The sequence below is a fragment of the Polaromonas sp. P1_E1_2 genome (assembly GCF_056406035.1).
This window is the reverse complement of the sequence record NZ_JBFUAZ010000682.1, coordinates 1-2,146: the sequence shown is the minus strand read 5'-3', so window position 1 is coordinate 2,146 and position 2,146 is coordinate 1. Positions and strand designations below refer to the sequence as shown.

Annotated in this window: 2 protein-coding genes; one reads left to right on the top strand and one right to left on the bottom strand. The window is 58.0% G+C overall.

The features are described 5' to 3' along the window. Positions 1 to 50 precede the first annotated feature (50 nt). Positions 51 to 1,274: a LysM peptidoglycan-binding domain-containing protein gene (locus AC1D1P_RS21665; RefSeq protein ID WP_477670629.1), complete on the bottom strand. Its 1,224-nt coding sequence runs from the start codon at positions 1,272 to 1,274 to the stop codon at positions 51 to 53. Positions 1,275 to 1,491: 217 nt separating this feature from the next. Between AC1D1P_RS21665 and def the strand changes: the two genes are divergently transcribed. Beyond that, positions 1,492 to 2,013 carry a peptide deformylase gene (gene def / locus AC1D1P_RS21660; RefSeq protein WP_477666950.1) on the top strand — a complete coding sequence of 174 codons (522 nt, stop codon included), beginning with the start codon at positions 1,492 to 1,494 and terminating at the stop codon, positions 2,011 to 2,013. Positions 2,014 to 2,146: the final 133 nt, after the last annotated feature.

The following is a 2,146-nucleotide window of genomic DNA, read 5'->3' as shown; positions in this document are numbered from 1 at the left end:
ATGTCGATGGACCCGGATTGCCCAAGTTCGTGCGTTGCTTGTCCGCCGGTTTAATTGGGATTGACGAAGCGATCCCCCACCTTCACGCCATCGGTAATCTGCAGGACGAGGGCATAGGAAACGGCATCAAAAGTGCGAAATACCATCAACAAGCCATTTCGCTCGTTGGGCAGTTTAATCTGCTGGCGGCTGCTGTCGGTCTTGTCTTGCAATCTTGCGCCGTCCTTGAGAATGGCCATGATATGGCCACGTTCCAGACCATCCCTGGCGCCACGATTGATGACCACGACCTGGTTCTCCGCAGCATTGGTCACGGCACTTCCATAGATAGACACAATCTGTCCGGCAACGGCAGAAGAAGGCGCGTGCGGTATGTAATTCAGCAACTCGCGTGGCGGTTCAACCAACAGCCGGTCCCCCACCCGCATCTCTTCTTTGGTAGCAACGATGTCGATCGTCGCCGGCACGATTTCGGATTGCGGCTTGCCGTCTTTACCGGCTATTTCCGCAACCGATTCGCCGCGTGCTATTTCCGCCTTGCCGACGTATTGCGCCTCGTAGCCCAGAATCGCCTGGGTCGTCGGATCTTTCAGCGGCGTTGCGTTGCGAAACACCCGGTAATTGACCGGTTCGCCTTTTTCAATGCTCAGGGGTTTGCCGGTGGTGCTGCCGGTGCCGTATTGGCTGCGCGCATAGGCGCGATCTCCGCGGCTAAGCAGAACGCGGCCTTCCTGGGCCGCCACAATGCGGGGCGCATTGGAAAGCATGGCCTCGTCGACGATCAAGGCCTCATTCAGGAAGGGCTCGATCAGGTTGGGCGCGATCGTGGGAATGGAGGCGTCTGCCAGGGTTTCAAAGCGGGTGCGCGGAGAAACGCGTACGGTGTCTGTCGGCGGGCCGTCGCTGGAGGCCTGCCGTGTGCGCAAGACGGCGCGGCCGCCGGTCTTGTCGAGGTAGAGCTGCTGTCCCGGGTAGATGCGGTGAGGATTCTTGATGTCGTCCAGGTTCATGCCCCACAGTTCGGGCCAGCGCCATGGGCTCTTGAGGAACATGCCGGAAATGGCCCAGAGCGTGTCGCCCCGCTTGACGGTGTAGTTGTCAGGCGCATTGGGCGCCAGTTCACTGAGGGGAACCCCGGTTTGAGCCACTTGGGTGGCCGTGGCCTTCTGTGCCGGGGTAATGGGAAAATTCTGGGCATGCAAGCCGACAGTAGTGCCCAAAAGGGCTGCGGTTGCCATTGAAATTTGACTGAAACGACCAAAAATTGTTTGCATCTCTGTAGGCCCTCGGTGCTTTTATGAGGCTGGCAGACACTATCCGGGCTGAACCGGGCAGAAAAAGCCGCTTCTATATCTTGATAAATTACTAACGATTTTGTACCTAAGCCCTTGATTAAGCAACGATTACGCGATTCTGGGAATATCGGGATGCTGAAAAACCGGGAAAAGTGGCGAAAATAGCGACATCTCACCCATTGCCCAGCCTTCCTCCATGAGCCAGTTAACCATTCTTCGTTACCCCGACCCCCGCCTCCACACCGTTGCCAAGCCTGTGGCGGCCGTTGATGCGCGCCTGCGCAAGCTGGTCGACGACATGCTCGAAACCATGCACGAAGCGGCGGGCATCGGCCTGGCGGCAACCCAGGTGGATGTGCATGAGCGCCTGGTCGTGATTGATGTCAGCGAAGACCGGACACAGCCCCTGGTGCTGATCAATCCCGAGATTGTCTGGGCCAGCGAAGAAACACGCGTGGGCGACGAAGGCTGCCTGTCGGTGCCTGGTATTTATGACGGCGTGGAACGCTCTACCGCCATCAAGGTACAGGCGCTGGATCTAGACGGGAAGCTGCAGGTGCACGCAGCCGAAGGCATGCTGGCGGTTTGCATCCAGCATGAAATGGACCATCTGATGGGCAAGGTGTTTGTGGAGTACCTGTCCCCGCTTAAACGCAACCGMATCAAAACCAAGATGATCAAGCAGAAAAAGGACGAGGAGCGCGACTCGCCCCGTTAACCTGTCCGTACGTACGGACGTCGGCCGTTGTACCGCGTGCCGGAACCACGGGATTTCCCTAGGAGTCTTTAGAATCGGACTCCATGCGTGTCATTTTTGCCGGTACCCCTGAGTTCGCCCGTGTGGCCGTTGA

Excerpts from the sequence above, each read along its gene's own strand:
- AC1D1P_RS21665 (WP_477670629.1), bottom strand. The coding sequence starts at position 1,274 with ATGCAAACAATTTTTGGTCGTTTCAGTCAAATTTCAATGGCAACCGCA.